The organism is Spirosoma jeollabukense, assembly GCF_054777855.1.
Genome location: NZ_BAAHAD010000001.1, coordinates 1,484,421 through 1,502,908 on the forward strand (window position 1 = coordinate 1,484,421; position 18,488 = coordinate 1,502,908).

The 18,488-nt window shown below is 49.4% G+C and carries 15 protein-coding genes; 9 read left to right on the forward strand and 6 right to left on the reverse strand.

Annotated elements, in window-relative coordinates; translation table 11 throughout:
* Positions 1 to 70: 70 nt before the first annotated feature.
* A complete protein-coding gene (locus ACYVEA_RS06095; RefSeq protein WP_461112459.1) occupies positions 71 to 937 on the reverse strand; it encodes an AraC family transcriptional regulator in 867 nt (288 codons plus the stop codon).
* Positions 938 to 1,161: 224 nt separating this feature from the next.
* On the opposite strand from ACYVEA_RS06095, the gene msrA reads away from it, so the two are divergent.
* A complete protein-coding gene (msrA, locus tag ACYVEA_RS06100) occupies positions 1,162 to 1,824 on the forward strand; it encodes a peptide-methionine (S)-S-oxide reductase MsrA (protein WP_461112461.1) in 663 nt (220 codons plus the stop codon).
* Between the two features lie 86 nt (positions 1,825 to 1,910).
* Entirely contained in the window at positions 1,911 to 3,119 is a 1,209-nt protein-coding gene (locus tag ACYVEA_RS06105; protein ID WP_461112462.1) for an MFS transporter, read from the forward strand.
* Positions 3,120 to 3,205: 86 nt separating this feature from the next.
* Here ACYVEA_RS06105 and ACYVEA_RS06110 read toward each other — a convergent pair whose 3' ends face one another.
* On the reverse strand, positions 3,206 to 3,811 hold the full coding sequence (locus tag ACYVEA_RS06110) for a hypothetical protein (protein ID WP_461112463.1): 606 nt from the start codon (positions 3,809 to 3,811) through the stop codon (positions 3,206 to 3,208).
* Between the two features lie 156 nt (positions 3,812 to 3,967).
* Complete coding sequence (locus ACYVEA_RS06115) at positions 3,968 to 5,818, reverse strand: ABC transporter ATP-binding protein (RefSeq protein ID WP_461112464.1); 1,851 nt, start codon at positions 5,816 to 5,818, stop codon at positions 3,968 to 3,970.
* A 215-nt stretch (positions 5,819 to 6,033) separates the two neighbouring features.
* Between ACYVEA_RS06115 and ACYVEA_RS06120 the strand changes: the two genes are divergently transcribed.
* The 4 genes from ACYVEA_RS06120 (at position 6,034) to ACYVEA_RS06135 (ending at position 11,033) form a co-directional block, all read left to right on the forward strand.
* Positions 6,034 to 7,101, forward strand: a complete 1,068-nt coding sequence (locus ACYVEA_RS06120) for a leucine-rich repeat domain-containing protein (RefSeq protein ID WP_461112465.1) — start codon at positions 6,034 to 6,036, stop codon at positions 7,099 to 7,101.
* A 194-nt stretch (positions 7,102 to 7,295) separates the two neighbouring features.
* Positions 7,296 to 8,246, forward strand: a complete 951-nt coding sequence (locus ACYVEA_RS06125) for a thioredoxin family protein (RefSeq protein ID WP_461112466.1) — start codon at positions 7,296 to 7,298, stop codon at positions 8,244 to 8,246.
* 98 nt (positions 8,247 to 8,344) lie between these two features.
* Positions 8,345 to 8,863: a low affinity iron permease family protein gene (locus tag ACYVEA_RS06130; protein ID WP_461112467.1), complete on the forward strand. Its 519-nt coding sequence runs from the start codon at positions 8,345 to 8,347 to the stop codon at positions 8,861 to 8,863.
* Positions 8,864 to 9,008: 145 nt separating this feature from the next.
* Positions 9,009 to 11,033, forward strand: coding sequence for a sensor histidine kinase (locus ACYVEA_RS06135; RefSeq protein WP_461112468.1), 2,025 nt, complete (start codon positions 9,009 to 9,011; stop codon positions 11,031 to 11,033).
* Here ACYVEA_RS06135 and ACYVEA_RS06140 read toward each other — a convergent pair.
* Genes ACYVEA_RS06140 through ACYVEA_RS06150 form a run of 3 tightly spaced genes read right to left on the reverse strand, consistent with a single transcriptional unit; the run spans position 11,008 to position 14,273 of the window.
* Positions 11,008 to 11,598 carry a biliverdin-producing heme oxygenase gene (locus ACYVEA_RS06140; RefSeq protein ID WP_461112469.1) on the reverse strand — a complete coding sequence of 197 codons (591 nt, stop codon included), beginning with the start codon at positions 11,596 to 11,598 and terminating at the stop codon, positions 11,008 to 11,010. The genes ACYVEA_RS06135 and ACYVEA_RS06140 overlap by 26 nt on opposite strands.
* Positions 11,598 to 12,029, reverse strand: coding sequence for a response regulator (locus ACYVEA_RS06145; RefSeq protein ID WP_461112470.1), 432 nt, complete (start codon positions 12,027 to 12,029; stop codon positions 11,598 to 11,600). The genes ACYVEA_RS06140 and ACYVEA_RS06145 overlap by 1 nt, the downstream gene beginning before the upstream one ends.
* Before the next feature lie 3 nt (positions 12,030 to 12,032).
* Positions 12,033 to 14,273: an ATP-binding protein gene (locus tag ACYVEA_RS06150; protein WP_461112471.1), complete on the reverse strand. Its 2,241-nt coding sequence runs from the start codon at positions 14,271 to 14,273 to the stop codon at positions 12,033 to 12,035.
* A gap of 268 nt (positions 14,274 to 14,541) precedes the next feature.
* Here ACYVEA_RS06150 and rbsK point away from each other — a divergent pair, with 268 nt between their 5' ends.
* The 3 genes from rbsK to ACYVEA_RS06165 all read left to right on the forward strand — a co-directional run bounded on the left by rbsK (position 14,542) and on the right by ACYVEA_RS06165 (position 18,408).
* A complete protein-coding gene (rbsK, locus tag ACYVEA_RS06155; RefSeq protein WP_461112472.1) occupies positions 14,542 to 15,441 on the forward strand; it encodes a ribokinase in 900 nt (299 codons plus the stop codon).
* A 157-nt stretch (positions 15,442 to 15,598) separates the two neighbouring features.
* Entirely contained in the window at positions 15,599 to 17,143 is a 1,545-nt protein-coding gene (locus ACYVEA_RS06160; protein ID WP_461112473.1) for an ADP-ribosylglycohydrolase family protein, read from the forward strand.
* 83 nt (positions 17,144 to 17,226) lie between these two features.
* Positions 17,227 to 18,408 (forward strand): hypothetical protein, encoded by a 1,182-nt coding sequence (locus tag ACYVEA_RS06165; RefSeq protein ID WP_461112474.1) that lies wholly within the window; start codon positions 17,227 to 17,229, stop codon positions 18,406 to 18,408.
* Positions 18,409 to 18,488 lie beyond the last annotated feature (80 nt).

Below are 18,488 nucleotides of genomic sequence, written 5' to 3' on the forward strand. Positions count from 1 at the left end.
TATCCAATAGTGAAGCCCGGCCGAATTGGTCGGGCTCTTTTGTTTTCTTAGAACTCGTAAATCAGGGTGCTTACTCCGTAAGCACCATTCCCCCTACCAGCGCTTTTCGATACGTGCTGGGCGTTTGGCCCGTTATGGCCCGAAAAGTTTTATTGAAGTGTGAAAGATTATTGAACCCAACGGCAAAGCCCACATCGGCTATAGTTCGGGCGGAGTGGAGCATTCGGCGGGCCTGATTAACCCGATATTCATTCACAAAATCCGTATAGGTCTGGTGAGTCATGCGCTTGAAATACCGGCAAAACGCCGGAACAGTCAGGCTGGCCAGATCCGCGACTGCATGAATGTCAACCGGTTTAGCAAAGTGCTGTTCAACGTACTGACAAACTCGATTAATACGTTCCTGCTCCTTAGGATTAAGATCGAACCGAACACCGTCGGCATGGAGTGGCTGCACATCAGATGTTTCAGCCAGTAACTGTAGAACACGTAGCAACATCAGAAATCGCTCGAACGGTGCCTGCGTAACCATCTGTGATAGCCAGGGACACACTTGTTGTTTGGCATCGGGACCGAAAATCAACCCCGTGTGCGCCCGGTCAAACAAACGCCGAACGGTTTTCAGCTCTGGTGTTTGCAAAAACGCTTCACCCATAAAGTCTTCACGCATCTGCACCACAATTTCCTCATGATCACCCTGCTTGCCGTAACTATAATTGAGGTGTGGCAGGTTTGGGCCAATAAATATTAGTTCCCCTGCTTCGTAACGCGATACGTTAGTACCAATGCGTCGTTGCCCTTCGCCGACGGGTATATACACGATTTCGTATTCAGGATGATAATGCCAATACACCCCGCAGGCGTCAACCTCGGTGTGGTGAATCACCCGAAATGAACTACCCGCTTCGGGTTCTATCTTCTCAAACTGAAGTTTCATGATGAGGTAGTAAGACGGCTAAAAACCTGCTTTGACAGCAATAACGTACGGATTTCCACCCGCGTTACTTTATACGACAAAAGAAACCGCAAATGACTTTTATTCGTTTATATACTAACCAGGACTTTCGCTTAGGGCCGTGCCACGGTTCCTCATAACGCCTAGTGAACCGTGGCACGGCCCTAAGCAAAGTCTTAACCAACATAATACGATCACAAAACGGCATGAAACAAATTCATTTATATGTGCTGAGCCTGCTCTTGCTGGTAAGCTGCGCACAAGGCCAGTCGAAAGACTATTCGTTTGCCAAACTTCCAGCGCTCAAGCCGGGCGAAGCTGTCGCTACGTTTGCCGGGGGGTGTTTCTGGGCACTGGACGAGGGCATGAACCAACTTAAAGGGGTTCGGGAAGTGATTTCGGGCTATGCCGGTGGCACAACCAAAAACCCAACTTATGAGCAAGTCAGCACCGACGAAACCGGCCATGCTGAATCCGTACAGGTGTACTACGACCCTAAGGTCATTACGTATGCACAACTATTGGATGCTTTCTTTGCGGGCCATGATCCCACGACGCTCAACCGGCAGGGGCCGGATGTAGGCCGTGATTACCGATCGATCGCCTTTTATCGGACTCCCGAAGAAAAAGCTGAAATTCTGGCGGCTATCAAGCGTACCAATGAATCCAAGCACTATGCCAATCGGGTCGTGACGGAAGTGACTCCTTTCACAGTTTTCTATCCGGCAGAAACCTATCACCAGAACTACTTTGCCCAGCACCCTAATCAACCTTACATTCAGGGAGTATCGTTACCTAAGGTTGAAAAACTACGTAAAGCTATGGCTGGTCATTTAAAAAACAATACAGCGTTAACTATGGACCAATAGATATTGCGCTTAATGAGTTAATGCAGCATTAGTAACGGACAATAGATTGTTAAAAATAGCCGGCTCAAACCGGCTATTTTTGCATTATGAATACAACGGCATCCTTGAACAAACCACATCGTAACCTCTTCGTACAAAATCTGCTGACATTTTTTCTGAATCGGCAGGCCTTGGCCATTGGGTTAGTATTTGCGTCGGACAGCATCCTGTTTGGAAGCTGGGTTGCGCACATCCCGCATGTAAAAGAAAAACTGCATCTCTCTGATGCTGAGCTCGGTTTGACGCTTTTTGCTATGCCAATCGGGCTATTGATCATGAACCCGTTGACGGGCTGGATTATCGCTAAGCTCGGAGAAGCGCGAACGTGTTTCTGGGCGGCTGTAGGGCTGACTGTAACGATTTGCATTCCTATAAACGCGCCCAACACAGGCGTACTGGCTTTTGGACTTTTCCTGGTAGGTCTCGCAAGCGCCCTTATTAACGTAGCCATGAACACCACGGCCACAAACGTTGAGCGTACACAGGGCATCGTTATTATGTCGTCCTGTCACGGTATGTGGAGCGTGGGCGGCCTGCTTGGGTCGGGCATTGCCGGAGCGGTCATTGCCTTGCATGTAGCACCACCGGTACACATGGCCATCATGACCGGCCTGGTACTACTCATTACATTCCTGCTTCAGCCTATTCTGAATACCGTTCCATCGAGTAGCCGGACGGAGACGGGCGAAAAAGCCGGGTCATCGTTTGTGCGGCCTAACCTGGATTTGTTGCTGATGATTTTTATTGGCTTAGCGGTGGCCATGGGCGAGGGCGCGGCTTTCGACTGGAGTGCCGTTTACCTCCGCGAAACGCTTGGCGCCAGTAGTCAGATTGCCGCCCTGGGTTTTGGCGCTTTTTCTTTGACAATGACGGGTTTCCGTTTCCTTGGTGATGCCATAATTCCTAAAATTGGTCCGAAACGCTGGCTTCAGTTTGGCGGGCTTCTGGCGGCAGCAGGCCTGTTTTTCGCTATCGCCTTCCCGTATCCATCGACTGCTCTGCTGGGTTTTGCCCTGCTGGGAGCGGGTTGTTCGCTCGGAGCGCCTATTCTTTATGCAGCCTCCATGCGCGTGCCGGGCATTCCGCCAGCGGCTGGGCTGGCTACATTTGCTACGTTCAGTTTCATCGGATTTCTGGCTGGCCCGCCTGTGATTGGGTTCGTGGCCGACGCATTCGGGCTTTATTATGGCCTGGCATTCGTGGGAATAATCTTATTAATTTCGTCAGGATTAGCGCGAATCGTCAAGCTGTTCTGATAATCTAATACATGAAAACACCGGGTTAAAACCCGGCCCAATGGATTTATCACCTGCGCCGGGTTTTAACCCGGTGTTTTCATGTATTAGTGTGCGGTCGTTGAAACCGGCGGATTGATCATGATATGGGCCCGATGGGTACCTGGGTCCATAATCCAGGGCATACCAGGAGCTTCGGGTTTTAGAGGAAGGCCAGTGCTTTCGGCAGTAGCGTATGGAATGTACACAACGTAGCGAAGATAACCATCTTTTACCTCACCCGTTGCCGCGTTGTAATTCTCGTCTTTGGCAGAGTAAGAGAATAAGGTAGACGGATGAGCTGGCATTGTCAATTTCTTGTCTTTCACTTCCTGTTCACGAGTTTTCAGGATCTCATCGGCTTTTTTTCCATCCTTTTTCAAGATTCGGCCTCGCTCCATGAACGGGTCCAGATCGCGGTGATAGCACGATACGCTCAATCCCTTCTGAGCCGGATCGTCGGCAAGACAAATGAGTTCGTTGGTCCCTTTTCTCAACACCACAAACTCATTTTTGGGCGAGTATCCATATACCGTAGCCCCGTCCCGTTTGTCGGCTGGCGCGGCAAGTACGGCGGTTTTTATCTGCACATCGGGTGATGGCAGTGATGGCGTCTGAGCCATTGCACTCATCACCGATCCACCAAGTACAGCAATCGTAAATACTATTTTCATTGTTAGAAGAGGTTTAGTAGTAAGTATTGGTCAGATGAAGCAAAGTAGCTCATGAATCTAACCCAGTATCATTAAAAGTCTCAGACTGTATAAAAACTAACGTATTTTTCCACACATCTATCTGAAGCTCGAATAATAGTTAGTACATCGTTTATCCTATTGATACCCCCTTGCCTGCAGGCCAAATAATTCTGCGTAGCGGCCGTCTTTCTCCAGCAGTTCGTAATGACTCCCAATTTCGAGCAGGGTCCCATTTTCCAGCACCAGAATCCGGTCGGCCATGCGAACCGTACTGAATCGGTGCGAGATAATCACCGATGATTTTCCATCTGTCAATTTACCGAAACGCTGGAACACTTCATACTCGGCGCGGGCATCGAGCGCAGCTGTGGGTTCGTCCAGAATGATAAGTTGAGCATCGCGCATGTAAGCCCGGCCAAGCGCAACCTTTTGCCACTCCCCCCCCGACAATTCAACGCCCTTTCCGAACGAGCGGCCCAGCTGTTGCTCGTAGCCTCCTTCCAGCTTGGCAATAACTGTGTCGGCCAGACTTCGTTGCGCCGAGGCTTCAATACGGGGTTGATTGGTACGTTCGTCGATATCACCGACGGCGATGTTCACACCCGCCGACATCTTAAAGCGCGTGTAATCCTGAAAGATGACACCAATATTGCGCCGAACGTCCATAAGGTCATATTCGTGGAGGTCGTACCCATCGAGCAGAATGCGCCCTTCCGCAGGATCATACAGGCGGGCCAGTAGTTTGACGAGTGTGGTTTTTCCGGCACCGTTCTCGCCCACCAGTGCCAGTTTCTCCCCGGCGTGAAGGGTAAACGAAAGGTTTCGCAAAGCCCACCGTTCTGAATTGGTGTATTTGAAACCAACGTTCTCAAACACAAAGCCTTCACAGATCGGGTGTGGGAACGGCCGTGATGTAGCGGGTGAGTGAATGGATGGCTCAATGGCGAAATAATCAAAGAGGTCCTGCAAATAAATAGCTTCCTGTGTCAGGCTGCTGAATTGGAGCAAAATTCCCTCCAGTGAGCCCCGCACCTGCCGGAATGAACCCGCCAGAAATGTCAAGTCACCCAGGGAAATCTGGCCATTAACCGCCCGCATCACAATCCAGACGTAGGCACCATAATAACCGGCCGTACCGAGAGCTGTCAATAATACGCCCCACCCGGCGCGGCTAATGGCCAGCGCCCGGTTTTTCAAAAAGTACTCCCACGATAATGATTTGAATCGATCGATCAGGAATTCTGACAGGCCGAAAATCTTGACTTCTTTCGCCGTTTCGTCACTCGCGCCGATGAATCGCAGGTAGTCAAGCTCGCGTCGTTCGGGCGTCCAGGAGCGGGACAGGGAATAACTACGCTGATTGAAGTAATTGTCACCGATGAACGAGGGCGTGACGGCGACCAGGATCAGCAACAACAACCAGGGATTATACACGGCCAGACCAGCCGCCAGGAAACCAACCGAGATCAACTCCTGCACCTGGCCGAATACCCCGGAAAGCAAGGCTGTTCGGCCACTCGACTGACGCCGGGCCCGTTCGAGTTTGTCGTAGAACGTAGCATCTTCAAACTGTTCCAGATCGAGCGTGGCCGCGTGTTCCATCAACCGAATGGATATTTTATTGGCGAATAAATCGCCGAGCAGGCCATCCATTAGCGCCACCGCCCGACCCAGCCCGGTTGACAGAATGGCGAGGCCAAATTCAGCCGCGACAAGCCACCAGATGTAATTTGCATCATCAGTGGTCTGGTGTTTAGAGAGCGCAACCACCTGATCAATGATGAGTTTACCAATGTAGAGTGTAGCCGCTGGAATAGCCGCCCGAATCAGGCGCAGGACGGCATTGCCCAGGAATAAACCCGGTGAGACGTCCCACACTAATTTGAAAAAAGCCGGTAGATTACCCAGCGCTGCGAAGCGTTCGCGCCAGCTTACTTGGTCCTTAGTATCAGTGGAATTAGCATTTGGTTTTTCTTTTTTTGCCATATCTCAGAAGACAAGCTCAGATGCTGATTAGTTCATCCGGTTTGTGTCCAAACAGGCTTCCGGTCAGCTACTCCAGCGCGTTGTATTTCAATGAAAAGACAGGAGATTATAGCGGTATTTTTCACAAAAAATTAGCTAAATGTCACTTTTTCGCTATATTTTTCGTGCAAATTCTACATATACGATATACTTGCGTCCTAATTATGAACACCCGAATGATAGTACTCTCCTTAGCTGCGTTGTTAAGTTTCTTTTTCGAGTCCTGTAAAAGCAACGACCCTGAACCCAACCTACCTCCCTCAGCCTTTACTGTTACAGCTAAAATGGCAGCCAGCGGCACCGATGTAGTCCTGACCTGGACCAAGGCTAAAGACCCTAATGGTGATCCTGTTACGTATGCCGTCGTCTATAAAGATACCTTGGCTAAAAACCTTACCGACACCACCTATACCATTAAGAATGTGGCCTATAGTACAACGGTGGCGGGTACTGTCGTTGCCAGTGACAACCAAAAGGCATCGACCCCGGCATCGTTTAGTATCACCAGTGGCGTCAATCCTTACGTAACGATTCCGGACGTGAATTTTGAGAAGGCGCTGGTTGCAGCCAAAATTGATGATGTACAGGATGGAAAGTTACTGATAACCAGTGCGCAAAAAGTAACCCGGCTTGAAGTTGCCAGTAAACAGATCGCTAGTGTGCAGGGGGTTGAAACATTTACGAATCTACAGTATCTGGATATTCGCTCTAACGTTCTGACCACTATAGACATTAGCAAGGCTACTTCTTTAAGCGCCCTGCTAGGTAATGACAACAAATTGACGAGTTTGGACGTCAGCAAAAATGTAGCGTTAAAGTATTTGGATTGCAGTTCTAATATGCTGATAGCGCTGGATGTTAGCAAGAATACGGCCTTAAACAATTTGATTTGCTCGGTCAATAAAATCATCAGTCTGGATGTCAGCCAGAATACAGCATTAACTGATCTTGATTGCCAATCGAACTCGCTCACCGCGCTGGACGTCAGTAAAAACACCAGGTTAGGCACCTTATTCTGTGGTACGAATAAACTAACCGCGCTGGACGTCAGCAAGAATACGGCCTTAACGTATCTGGATTGCAGTATCAACCAACTAACCGCGCTGGATCTGAAAACCAATGCGGCATTGCAGGGAATGGTATCCACAAAGAATAGCATTCAGACTATTTGTGTAGCAGATATGTCTAAAATATCATCGGCCTGGAGGAAAGATGCCACGGCTACGTATCAGGTCTGCCAATAGAACAAGTGGATTTTACGTTAATTCTTTCGCATCGGTCGTGTTCAGTCAGAACACGACCGATGTTTTTTGAGTATTGGGTCAGAATCTGCTCCAATACTCAGGTCTGTCACCATCTACCGCGTTCAAGCGAAAATTTGGTTATTTGCCTAATCGCCGATAAGTTTATTTTCGTCTGAACGTAGCAAACATTCTGCATGAAACTGCTCATTATATGGCTGAGTTTGTGCCTGGGGCAACTCGTGGCATACACGCCCACCGCCCATAGTAGGACTCACCCGACTGACGGCCCAACGGGCATTACATTTTTTACAGGCTCCTGGAAAGATGTATTAGCCGAAGCAAAACGCCAGAATAAACCGATATACGTAGATGTCTATACAACCTGGTGCCCTCCCTGCAAACGCATGGCCATAGAGGCCTTCCCAAATTCAAAAATAGGCGCTAAGTTCAACGTCCATTTTATCAATTATCAACTTGATGCCGAAAAGGGCGAAGGTATCGGTATAGCTAAACGATACGTCGTGTCCAGTTATCCAACAGCCTTATACATAGCCCCGAATGGGGCCTTGATTCATCGGGCGGTGGGCTACACGGGCATTAATGGGATGCTCGATCAAGCGAACAAAATGCTGGAAACTCCCCAACTGCGTCCAACAGTTGCCAGGGGCGACAAAGACTATGCCGCTGGTCGACGTGATACAGCTTTTCTACGCAAATACCTGAAGACTCAGCAGACGCTCAACCGACCCACCACGGAGGTGCTGGACGCGTATCTGGACGTACTGTCGGCATCGGAACGCCTGACCAACGAAACAATGGTTTTTGTTGCCGAATCACTTCAATCATCGACCACAAAAGCGTTTGATTACCTGATTAAAAACCGCGCCCGAATACGCACAATTGACTCCGATCAAAAAAGCCTGGGAACCACCGTTTCGGATGCCCTGACCCGTGCGCTTGACAATGATTTCAGGCGAGCCAGTGCCACCAGCGATGAAGTTTTACTGGAAACGGTAATTGCCAACAGCGAACGTAACATCGCTTCGGCAAACCCATTTGTCATTCGGCAGGAAGCCCAAAAAGAAGAAGCAGCCAATGACTACCGGTTGAAGTTTTTAGCGCAAACCAACAACGCGGTGAAATAAGAGCAGGTTAATCAGACTCGCTTTCAGTAGACATTATAAATTTTTAATCTCACAAAGTGAGGCAGAGGAACGTTTATCAGGATAAACATCCTAATTGCATGAATACCAATAAATTCACCCAGTTTTTCGAGAAATTTGCATCCAAAGCCACGCAGAAAACCGGCTCGTCGGGTGCCTTTCTTATTGCCTTGCTGACCGTTGTTGTCTGGGTCATTACCGGGCCGCTTTTTAACTATTCCGATACATGGCAATTGGTGATCAACACGGGAACGACCATTATTACGTTTCTCATGGTTTTTCTAATTCAGAAATCCCAGAACAAAGACTCGCTGGCTATGCAGATCAAACTTAATGAACTGATTGCCGTTAACCGAAAAGCCAGCAATCGGCTGTTGAACGTTGAAGACCTGACCGAAGCTGATCTTCACGCGCTTCATCAATTTTTTGGTAAGCTGGGCGAAAAAGCTAAAACAGAAGATAGCCTGTCAGAATCGCATTCGGTTGAGGAAGCCGAAGATATTCACGAAGACAAAGTGGAAGCCTTAAAAGAACGGCAGGCTGAGCGCAAAAAAGAAAAGCAAATGGAAAAAGAGCAAAGAAGAGCCGCAAAACCGTAGAAACAAACCGTTTTTTTATCAATCCGGGTTGTATTTTTGATGGATATGGCGATTTCACTTCGTATCACATGAACAGCAACCTACAAAGTTGGTTTGATAAGGTATAGACTTGCTGTCCGCGTCTATTTTCAGATAGATTTAATGCATGAACCAGTTGTTTGCTGCGCATCCTAGCCCACTTTTGCCTGCCGAAGAAGCCCTACTCCGCCGTTCATATGATCAGTTACAGGCAGCCCTCAGCATTGGCCTTGTGGCTACGTGGTTCTGGAATATTGGGAGCGACAGAGTCTATGGTGACCAGAATCTGTTACGTCTGTTCGATGTCAATGAAACATCGGGGACAGATGGTCTGCCGTTGCAGATTTTTACCGATACTATCCATTCCGATGACCGACCACGGGTCATTCAATTGATTGACAAAGCGATCCATTCAGGAAATGCCTATGAAACAGAGTATCGCATAGGAGGTAGCAATCATGAAAAATGGGTACTGGCCCGAGGTAAGGTAGCCTACGATACGCAAGGAAGACCCCTTACTTTTTCTGGAATCCTGATCGATGTAACCGATCGTAAGCAGGCCGAAATTCGCTCTCAGGTGGCCGAAGCCCGGCTTCGGCTTGCCGTCGAATCCGCTCAGTTAGGAACCTGGGAATACTATCCGCTTACCGGCGAATTGACCTGGTCTGATCGCACGCGAGAACTGTTTAGCCTTTCGCCATCAGCCTCCCTTGACTACAGCGTCTTTTTACAGGGGCTGCACGCCGACGATCGTGCCCGTACCGATCAGGCCATTCAGGACGTATTGCGTCCCAATAGCACCGGACATTTTTCAGAAGAGTTCCGGACGATAGGTTTCAATGATGGAAAACTACGCTGGCTGCGATCCAATGGACAGACGTTTGCCGATGAGCAGGGGATGGTCTACCGCTTTATGGGTACGATTGTAGACATAACGTCCGACAAACGGAATGAGACGCTCTTACAGCAGCGCGTTGAAGAACAGACCCGAAGGCTGGAACAACAGGCGCTTCAGCTACGTACGACGCTGGATGCCTCGCTGAACAGTATCATCGCCATGACAGCCCTGCGCGACGGACGGGGGACTATCGTTGATTTCCTGATGAACACGGCCAACGAAGCCGTTATCAAAAGTAACTTCATGACGCCCGATCAAATCGTTGGCCGGTCCTTGCTGGAGACTTTTCCAGGGAATCGGGAAAATGGTTTTTTCGATCTATACGTCCGCGTTGTTGAAACGGGGCAGGCTGAGCAAAGCACCCAACCTTACCAGGATGAGTTTGGTCTGGAGGGGTGGTTTGAAGTGTCGGCCGTGAAACAGGGAGAGGATGGCGTCGTAGTAACCTACAACAACATTACTGAACGAAAGCAGGCTGAACTGGCAGCGCAGCAACAGGCCAAGGAATTGAATGAAGCTAACGCCGAACTCAAACGATCGAACGAAAGTTTACAGCAATTTGCGCACATAGCGTCGCACGACTTGCAGGAACCACTCCGGCGCATTCAGTCATTCAGCGACTTGCTGAAAAATCAATTTGCGGATAGCCTTTCGGACGGCGAACGGGATATGGTTCGACGAATTCAGAAGTCGGCCCGGCGGATGCAGTTGCTCATTAAAGATTTACTGGCGTATTCGAAACTGGCAACCCAACGCGATCAGTTTGAGTCCGTTTCGCTGACGAACGTTCTTAATGATGTCGTTAGTGACCTGGAAGTGACTATCGCTGAGAGAAACGCTACCATTGACGTTGGTCCATTGCCCAGTATCTCAGGGAGTTCGTCAAGACTTCGGCAGTTGTTTCAAAATTTGATCGCCAATGCGCTCAAGTTTAGCCAAACCAACGTAACACCGCTCGTTCAGATACGTTATCAGGCAGCCCAACCCGTTGAATTACCGTTGCACCTGCAGGAACAGCGCGATCAGCCGTTCTGGTTAATTACCGTGACCGACAATGGCATTGGGTTCGATGAACGCTATAAGGACCGTATTTTCACCCCTTTCCAGCGTCTGCACGACCCGATTACCTATACGGGAACTGGCATTGGCCTGGCCATCTGCCAGCGCGTGGCCGAAAGCCACGGTGGCGCGATAGATGTTAGCAGCCAACCCGGAAACGGTTCTACATTCAAGATATTCCTGCCGGTGCTTTAACGGCGGTCTGTTGGAAAGCGGTCTGATAGGCAACAAAAGCCTGTTTGGCCGCATCCACTACGTCGTCAGGCTGCTGAGCGCCCTGCTGTGTCAAAAAAGCGCCGAAATCCCGCCAATAACTGCCTGTTGACGGACCATACCCCTGATAGAATTGAGCATGCGCCAACAGCGGACGAAGGGCTTCATTTTTCTGCAATAATTTCCATATAACCGTTCCGCCCAGCATCGAACCCTCGCCCACGTAAGCCGCCCCTAACAACTCAACCGGCAACCAGCCGGCAAATAATTCCGGCATCAACGGCGGAGGTACTACGTTCAGATTAGCCAAATCGGCTAAAAGCCAAGGCGTTTTCCGACGAGTCTCTAGCGCATAGTCCCGAAAAAAATCCGGATAGTGACCAATGGCCTCTTCGAGTGCCTGATGATACGTCAGATGGGTACGTAGCAAATGGATGTATTCATCGACTGACAGCGTACCATTTTGCAAAGCTTCCGTATAAAAAAGCTGTTCGGTCCGCTCATGCTGAGGCCGGGTTTCTGCTCTCAATCGTTCGAGTAAGCTCATTATTTATAATCGATTCGGATATTAGTTTCCAGCCAGAAATCACACAGTTGCTCTATTGTCGTGCCTGTTGCTACGTAGCTACCGGGCTTTACTACGTAGGCATTCACGCCCGCTTCGTAGGCCGACTCAACGTCTTTCGGATTATCAGATGTGCTAAAGACGACAATCGGCAGGAAGCGCGTTTTGTCGATTTCCCGCGCCCGATGTACCAGGTCTATGCCACTAAATCCATTCAGGTTCAGGTCCAGCAGCAATAACTTAGGCAACGTAGTGGTCTGTTGATTGTAGCGTCCCTGCCCGGTTAAATAGTCTATCGCTTCGGACCCATTGCTAAGAATAGTATAGGTAATGGTACGGTTCAGTTTCCGTATCAGGCGGCTGAATATATATGCATCGTCCGCATTGTCTTCAACATAGAGAACGTCCACCATGATTCAGGGAACAGGATTAAGTGGAAATGAAACAGAAAACGTTGTTCCCCGGCCGGGTTCACTATGAAACCAGATTTTACCATTATGCCGGTTAACGACCCGCTTAACAATGGCTAATCCAACACCCGAACCTTCGTAAGAACGGGCATTTTCCAGCCGCTTAAATAAGTCAAACATCTTGCCAGCATGCTTCATATCGAAGCCAATACCATTATCTTCAACAGTATAGATAAGCTCATCGTCGGTCTGCTGCCCCTTTACCCGAACAATAGCTTCTGCTTTCGACTGGGTATATTTTGCCGCATTACTAAGCAGGTTCGTAAATAGCTGGAGCATCATGATCGGGTCAGCCGTTAAAGGCGGAACATCACCGATTTCGATACGTAGCACCCGATCTTTGGCCGTTATCATGATCTCCTCCCGAATACGTTCCAGCAATTCATTCATGTCGATCGGCTTAAGGGTCAGCTCAGTACGTCCCATACGGGAGTAGTACAGGATATGCCGGATGAGTCCCTGCATTCGTTCGGTCGAGTCGATTACCTTCTGAAAGAGTTGCTGTGCATCAGGGTTGAAATCCTGCCCGTATTCTTCAAGCAGGATTTCGGAATAACACCGGATTGACGACAAGGGCGTGCGTAAATCATGCGACACGGTATAGCTGAACGCATCCAGTTCTTCGTATGCAACCTGCAACCGCTGATTCAGGTACCGGATTTGGTTGGCCTGCCGGGTCAGTACCTGCATAATATCTTCCCGCAACTTGACCACAACCGATAGTTCGGTCTCGGTCCAGGGCTCCGATGTATTGCGCACAATTTCAGTCCAGGCCGCAAAACTGGTGCGGGGACTAATCCGGTGCTGGCCATTAGGATCGACCGTTACTGGTTTGTCGGGATTACCAGCCCACGTAACCTGCTGAACCTGTTCAGGTTTAAACCAGAGCAGGTATTCATTCAGCTCCCGCGACAGCACGATGGCCAGTAAGCCCGCACCCACGCCCCGAAATTCTTCGGCGGGCGGATAAAGAATTGGCAATTGGTTCGTCCCAAAAAACGTCTCGGTATTGGTATCACCTATCCACTCGATCAACGTTCGGATGGCGGCTTCATCAGGCGTTTCGCCAAGTGTATATAGCCGATCATTAAACAAAAGTGCCGCGCCCGTCGCTCCAGTGACGTCGAGGGCTGTCACAGAATATTTCGTTAAGGCACGTACTACGTCGTCGCTGAGTAGTAGTTGTTCATGCAGGCTCTGCCCATTCTGCCGATACTGGAGAAGATCTTTTTCTTCTTCATTGTCTTTACGAAACTCCAGCGCCGTCGATAGTAATTGACTAACAAACTTGGCCGCCTGCCGCGCCGGATAATCGACAAAACGCGGGGTCATGTTATGGCATGAAATCAAGCCCCACAATTCGCCCCGGTACAACAGCGAAATACTCATGGATGCCTGCACGCCCATGTTATTGAGGTATTCGATATGGACGGGTGAAACAGCCCTCAACACCGAATGGGTTAAATCCAGTGGTCGATTGCCGACCAAATCGGGCTGCGACAAAATGCGGGATGGCTCACTGGTTGCATCGGCAATTAACCGCACCAGATTAATCTTGTATAATTCACGCGCCTGGCGTGGAATATCGGAAGCGGGGTAATGCAACCCCAGATAAGGCTCCAGGTAATCTTCTTTCTCTTCGGCCACTACGTGCCCATGCCAGTCAGGGCTGAACCGATACACCATTACCCGATCGAAACCGATGATCGTTTTTACACGTCGGGCGGTGTTTTGCAGCAGTTCATTTAGCGTTCGGCTGGACTGTACTTCGGTCAGGGCCTGGGCAATCAATTGTTGATTAACCAGCACATTCCGATCGTCGCCAATGGGTTCCCATTCGAGAATAATAAGTCCCTGATGTTGATGAATGATAAGATTCCAGACCTTACCATTGATCGTCAATCGATATGGATTCATGGTTTCCCACGAATCGTTTCGCTGGCCTACGTTCACAAGTTCTACCAACGTACTGACAGGCAGGTCGGTATCTGTCAAGAGGGCCGATAAAGGTTGTCCCAGCAACTGAGCAGCCGACAGCCCTACCAAGTCGACAATGTTGTCGCTGGCATGAACAATCGAATAGGTGTCGGGCTGGATGGCAATCAGGTAGCCGTATGACTGAATGTGACCGAGAATGTGAATAGGTTCCCGCTCGCAATTTGTTAAGTCAACCGTCAATAAACTCATCGAACTAATATCGTGTGATTAAAGCAACGTACTCGTTGAATAAACAAACGAGAAACACCACTCAGAAGATTCATAGCGACAACGTGCAATATACACCCATGCGATGCATAGCCGTTGTGTCAACCTATTAACTGTCCCATAGGCCAAGTGGTTTAGACTATTTTGCCGGATATCAATGCCAGGCAATTGCCAGATAAACGAAGTGCAATCAGTAAATAAGCAACGAAAAATGCATTTTTAGAACAAAATATCCTAGACCCAATCATTCATGAACCAGATTCTGGTAATTGGCAGTTCCAACACCGACATGGTCGTTAAGACCCGTAAATTGCCTGCGCCAGGCGAAACCGTTCTGGGTGGTACGTTTTTAATGAATCCTGGGGGAAAAGGAGCAAACCAGGCCGTTGGAGCAGCCCGCTTGGGCGGACAGGTGACGTTTGTCACCAAAGTCGGCAACGATATATTTGGGCAACAGGCCCTAAGTGGATTCCAGCAGGAAGGCATCAATACGGCCTACATTTTGACGGATAAAGAGCATCCTTCGGGCGTCGCATTAATCAATGTTGACGAATCGGGAGAGAACTGTATTACGGTTGCCCCTGGCTCAAATGCCTACCTTCAACCCAGTGAGACCGATACCGCCTTCCAGGAAACGTCGATCGATTCACTGGTGCTACTCCAACTCGAAATTCCACTGCCAACGGTAGAACACGTAGTGCGGCAAGCGGCCGTTCGTAACGTGCGGGTTATTTTAAATCCGGCTCCGGCCCAAAAACTTCCTGTCGATTTATTCCCGAATCTGTTTCTCATCACGCCCAACGAAACAGAAGCGGAGTTATTAACGGGCATCCACGTAAATGATCTGACCACGGCTGAACAGGCTGCACAAAAATTCCACGAAATGGGCGTCCCGAACGTAGTGATTACGCTCGGCTCAAAGGGTGCGTATCTGCATAGCGGAACGAGCGGTCAGCTCATTACGTCGCCAGCCGTCAAAGCTGTGGATAGCACCGCTGCGGGCGACTGCTTCAACGGCGCCCTAACCGTAGCTCTGGCCGAAGGACAAAGCCTGTCCGATGCTGTTGCCTTTGGCTGTCAGGCCGCGTCGATTTCGGTTACACGCATGGGTGCTCAGGCATCGATGCCGAAACGTAGTGAACTGACCTAAAGTGTTCGGCGTAGTCTCTGACTACGTCGTTGTGTTACCCGGTCTCCGACCGGTTTCTGTCATCAATTAATTACCGGTCGGAGACCGGATAACACAGCGACGTAGTCAGAGACTACGCCGAACAGAGACTACGCCGAACACTAAACCTACCTTTTCCATGAAAAAACTCCTTCTCTCAGCTCTAACCATTACGTTGCTTTCAGCGACAGTGCCAACAAGCCAGCCACCCAAAACCGTTACGTTATCCAAAACCGTTATTCAGGATAAAATTAAAGGAGGCTGGGCTGCGCAGGTCATTGGCTGTACGTTTGGCGGACCAACTGAATTTCGATTTACGGGCACGATGATCAATGATTATCAACCCATTCCCTGGTATGATGGCTACATTAAGCACACAATGGTCAACAATCCAGGGCTCTACGACGACGTATACATGGACCTGACGTTCGTCGATGTGTTTGAACGGAAAGGCCTTGACGCGCCCGTTGCCGAACATGCCAATGCCTACGCGAATGCAGGCTATATGCTCTGGCACGCAAACCAGGCGGGGCGCTACAACATCTTGAACAGCATGAAAGCACCAGAGTCGGGGCATTGGCTCAATAACCCCCACGCCGATGATATTGATTTCCAGATTGAAGCTGATTTTTCGGGCCTGATGGCGCCGGGTATGCCGAATACCGCCGTGCAGATTGGCGATCCCATTGGTCACATTATGAACTACGGCGACGGCTGGTATGGCGGGGCTTACGTTGGTGCGATGTATTCGCTGGCGTTTGTCTCGAATGATGTCAGCTACATCGTTCAGGAAGCCCTCAGGACCATTCCGGCACAGAGTACATTTTATCAGTGCATTGCCGACGTCATCAAATGGCACAAGCAATTTCCTACTGACTGGAAACGTAACTGGTTCGAAATCCAGCGAAAATGGTCGGATGAAGTAGGCTGCCCTGAGGGCGTATTTCGTTCCTTTAATATTGACGCGAAAATCAATTCGGCCTATATTGTGCTGGGTCTACTCTACGGTGGCGGTGACTTTACCAAAACGATGGAAATAAGCACCCGTGCCGGCCAGGATTCAGATTGTAATCCAGCCTCGGCGGGCGGCATTCTGGGTACTATGCTCGGCTATGACAAGATACCTGCCTATTGGAAACAGGGTCTCAAGGAAGCCGAGGACATTGATTTCAAATACACAACCATGTCGCTGAACGACGTGTATGCGATGGGCATGAAACACGCCTTACGAGTCGTGGAACGTAACGGCGGTAAAATCAACGGCGATCAGGTGACCATTGCGGTGCAGACGCCCAAAGCCGTACGGCTGGAACAGGCGTTCACCGGACATTATCCAGTACTGGCCAAGGGAATTAATAAGGATCTGGAGAACGAGTATAGTTTTGATTTCGAAGGAATTGGCTTTGTCGTTAAAGGCGAAGCCAAACCTAAGAACCGCAGTTCGGTGGGCTACGAAAGTCTATTTACCTTCAACACCGAATTATACATTGACGGCAAGAAAGTTGAAACGGCAAAATTACCCGTCAACTTTACGCACCGGCGGTATGATCTGTTCTGGAAATATCAACTCCCCAAAGGCAAACATACGGTACGTATCAACGTATTGAATCCTGATAACGATCACGTTGTAAAAATGAGCGAACTGCTGATTTACAATGATCAACCCGTGAAGTCGAAGTTGTAATTTTTAAACACAGAGCGGCAAGAACACCGAGTTTTCTTATATTTTCCATATTCTCTGCCGCTCCGGGTTCACTTTATGCTAGCATGCTAAAAACCTGTCTGTTTGTTCTGATCACTACGTTGTCGGCCTGGGCCCAGAAGTCACCCGCCCCGACATTGCATACCGATCCAGCGGGTGCGTTGAAAACGTATCGGGAGAATCTGGCACTGCTTCGACAGGAGCATCCAAATCACCGGGAGTTACCGGATCTGAAGTTTTTTCTGTTTGGTATGGGCGATCGGTTGAAGTTAATCTACCGCAACGGTCGGCTCCTGAATGCGCTGACGGGGAATATCGAAGAGCAGTGGTCTGTGGCTGAAGAGATCATTGTGCCGTCGGAGTACCTGGTACACCTGACTTTAGCCGATGGACAAACGCTACAGATTCGCGAGGACGAAACCGGCGTATGGCTTCTTCAGCCCAACAAACGGCCAAAACTGATTCCCGGTACACGCAATCGAGTCAATCTGCCACGCTTTACGGGCAAAACATTTGGTCCCATATTGCGGGTATTGCATCAGGAAGTGCTCATTAACGTCATCAACGGACGCCCTGTCCCGAATTTTCTGGTTTACAGGAAAGCCTGGTATCGCGATGCCGCAGCGATGGGAAGGATGCTACGTGAAACGGATAATCTATTTCTTATCCAGGATTGGATTATGGCCATCCATCAACCATTCGACCGGAACAATCACGGGGTTACCGAAGCCGATAACCTTGGCGAAGTCCTGTTTCTGATCTCACTCGTATCAGACAAAAATCATCCAGCGGTTCAAATGATGCTGGACTCAGCTAAACAATTCCAGCACGATAACTACATCGTTGGCAAAACCGATTATACCGAACACGCTGTCTTTCAGACGAAATGGTTAAAATATGGCTTGAAATCGCTTGGTCTGCCCGACCCTTACGTCATTCCGGCCCAATACGACAGTTATTCGGCGCTCTTCTGGCAGGACTACACGAAGGAACACGTTGACGGCAAAAAGGTGAACGATATCTCCAGTAACAATTACCCCTATTTAACCTGGGCCGAAGATCACTTTTACTCGGAGAAACGTGGTCTTGTCGGCAATCTAGACTACCCGCTCAGTTGGGAACAGCTGGCGAGTGAAGCGCACTACCCCGGCATGACCGTTCTGGATAAAAACGTAGTAAAACAAAAGCTAGCCTTCCCCCACGCCTGGCATGCAACCGAGATGTTTTTTCTGTTGAACGAGCGGTGATTTTTTTGGAATACAAATGGCCCGTAGGGCCAAAACAAATCACCTAGTATAGCTCAAGCTAATTCCGAGCTTATGTTAGT

Excerpts from the sequence above, each read along its gene's own strand:
- ACYVEA_RS06095 (WP_461112459.1), bottom strand. The coding sequence starts at position 937 with ATGAAACTTCAGTTTGAGAAGATAGAACCCGAAGCGGGTAGTTCATTT.
- msrA (WP_461112461.1), top strand. The coding sequence starts at position 1,162 with ATGAAACAAATTCATTTATATGTGCTGAGCCTGCTCTTGCTGGTAAGC.
- ACYVEA_RS06105 (WP_461112462.1), top strand. The coding sequence starts at position 1,911 with ATGAATACAACGGCATCCTTGAACAAACCACATCGTAACCTCTTCGTA.
- ACYVEA_RS06110 (WP_461112463.1), bottom strand. The coding sequence starts at position 3,811 with ATGAAAATAGTATTTACGATTGCTGTACTTGGTGGATCGGTGATGAGT.
- ACYVEA_RS06115 (WP_461112464.1), bottom strand. The coding sequence starts at position 5,818 with ATGGCAAAAAAAGAAAAACCAAATGCTAATTCCACTGATACTAAGGAC.
- ACYVEA_RS06120 (WP_461112465.1), top strand. The coding sequence starts at position 6,034 with ATGATAGTACTCTCCTTAGCTGCGTTGTTAAGTTTCTTTTTCGAGTCC.
- ACYVEA_RS06125 (WP_461112466.1), top strand. The coding sequence starts at position 7,296 with ATGAAACTGCTCATTATATGGCTGAGTTTGTGCCTGGGGCAACTCGTG.
- ACYVEA_RS06130 (WP_461112467.1), top strand. The coding sequence starts at position 8,345 with ATGAATACCAATAAATTCACCCAGTTTTTCGAGAAATTTGCATCCAAA.
- ACYVEA_RS06135 (WP_461112468.1), top strand. The coding sequence starts at position 9,009 with ATGAACCAGTTGTTTGCTGCGCATCCTAGCCCACTTTTGCCTGCCGAA.
- ACYVEA_RS06140 (WP_461112469.1), bottom strand. The coding sequence starts at position 11,598 with ATGAGCTTACTCGAACGATTGAGAGCAGAAACCCGGCCTCAGCATGAG.
- ACYVEA_RS06145 (WP_461112470.1), bottom strand. The coding sequence starts at position 12,029 with ATGGTGGACGTTCTCTATGTTGAAGACAATGCGGACGATGCATATATA.
- ACYVEA_RS06150 (WP_461112471.1), bottom strand. The coding sequence starts at position 14,273 with ATGAGTTTATTGACGGTTGACTTAACAAATTGCGAGCGGGAACCTATT.
- rbsK (WP_461112472.1), top strand. The coding sequence starts at position 14,542 with ATGAACCAGATTCTGGTAATTGGCAGTTCCAACACCGACATGGTCGTT.
- ACYVEA_RS06160 (WP_461112473.1), top strand. The coding sequence starts at position 15,599 with ATGAAAAAACTCCTTCTCTCAGCTCTAACCATTACGTTGCTTTCAGCG.
- ACYVEA_RS06165 (WP_461112474.1), top strand. The coding sequence starts at position 17,227 with ATGCTAAAAACCTGTCTGTTTGTTCTGATCACTACGTTGTCGGCCTGG.